We start from the raw sequence: 1,731 nt of genomic DNA on the forward strand, positions 1-1,731 counted from the left end.
TGTGATGGGCATGCTGGCCCACGAGATCGGTCTGCACCCGTTGGCCTCGCGGAATTCGAAGATCCCGGAGGAGGAGGATCTGTATGCGGGGATGCCGTTGCGGGTGCCGGGGCTTGAGTCGCTGAGGAACCCGCGGTTCATGAATACCTTGGACGCGGGCCAAGCGGACCATGTCATGGCCGCGTTCCCGCAGACCATCCGGCACGGCATCTACCGTGACATCGTCGTGGAGATGGCGCAGGTGCTCGCCCAGCATGCGCGGGTGGGAGTGGCGGGCGCCAAGGCGAAGGACGTCACGGATCTGATCGACACCTACCTGATGGACCTGGCGTCGATCGCGGTGACCAATGACCACCGGGCGCGGGCGGTCACGGACCCCAGCTACACGGCCAGGTCCTACAACGCCTACAAGGCGCAGCTGGCCGAGCACCTCGCGCCGGACAGCCCCCTGCACGCCCTGCTGCCCGCGGACAAGGGCAGGTTCGGTGTCCTGGGAGACTTCGCGGCCCTCGCCACCAGCGTCGGAACCAACAACCGCGGCGACAGCATCCAACAGCCCGCGGCCCCGGACCGGAGCGGAGACGACGCAGGCGGCAACACCGGCGGCAACACCGGCGGGAACACCGGCGGCAACACCGGCGGGAACACCGGCGAGGCACGCCCCAGACTGCCGCAGACCGGCAGCGGCACGGTGCCGTCCGTTACCCCGCCCGTGCGGGGCCCTCGCGACAGTCGCCCCCGGTTCGTGGTGCGTTCGGGCTTCGATGCGCGGCGGTTCTCGTATCAGGGCCAGCCGGTCACCGACCTCACGGTCCGGGTCGCGCTGCGTGGCACGAGCGACCAGGCCTCGCACGTGTTCAACCAGCTCAGCGCGGGTGTCGAGGAGTTCCTGAACGGGCCTGAGTACCGCCTGTTCAACGGCGACCGGCTGCACGTAACCGTCGAGCACGTCGACCCGGCCGATGCCCCGCACCTGACGGTGGACCTGGCGGGCCGCGATCAGGGGATGGATCAGACGACCTGGTGGGCCGATGCCTCGCCGGTGCAGTTGGTGCACGAACTGACGCACCAGCTGGGCCTGCGCGACGAGTACCGTGACACCGACTCCCCGCAGCGCCCCCACATCTTGGGCAGCCTCCTCGGCGACCTCAACGTAGCCCCCGAGGACGCCTCCCTCGCTCCCGCCGGGCTGCGCGACCGGCACATGGCCCTGCTCGGAGCGCTCATCGGCGACGTGACCCCGGCGCCGCAGCAGAGCACCGATCACAGCTGGGAGGAAGCCCGCAGCGCTGCCGTCGAGGAGCTGCGCGAGTCCATCTGGGTCGACCCGGTCTCCCTGCCCCGGCCCGCCGACGACGGCACGGGATCCACCGAGGTCCCGGCCCACGCCCCACAGGACTCGGACGCGACGCCTGCCGCGCCGGAACCGACCCTTCGTACCTTCAAGCTGGGCAACTACGAATTCACCAACCTGAACCAGACAGACAAGTACGTCGAGAAGGCGGTTCGGATCATCGAGCTGCTGGATGAGCACAGCACCATCAAGAGCTACGTGGGTAACCGTCCCGTCCGGATCACTCTGCGCCTGCGCACGACCGAAGCTCCCGCCGATGTACGGGACTTGGGCGACGAAGGCGTTGAGATCAACCTGGCGAGCTATTACTTCGAGAAGTACGACATCGGTTATGTGATGGGCATGCTGGCCCATGAGATCGGTCTGCATCCGCTGGC

The 1,731-nt window shown here is 68.3% G+C and carries 1 pseudogene; it reads left to right on the top strand.

Annotated elements, in window-relative coordinates:
* Positions 1 to 139 precede the first annotated feature (139 nt).
* Positions 140 to 1,731, top strand: a pseudogene (locus tag ACQKIP_RS46690) (hypothetical protein); the annotation flags it as partial.

Origin of the sequence: Streptomyces sp. NPDC059900 (genome assembly GCF_050270335.1) — a bacterium.
Taxonomy (GTDB): Bacteria; Actinomycetota; Actinomycetes; order Streptomycetales; family Streptomycetaceae; genus Streptomyces.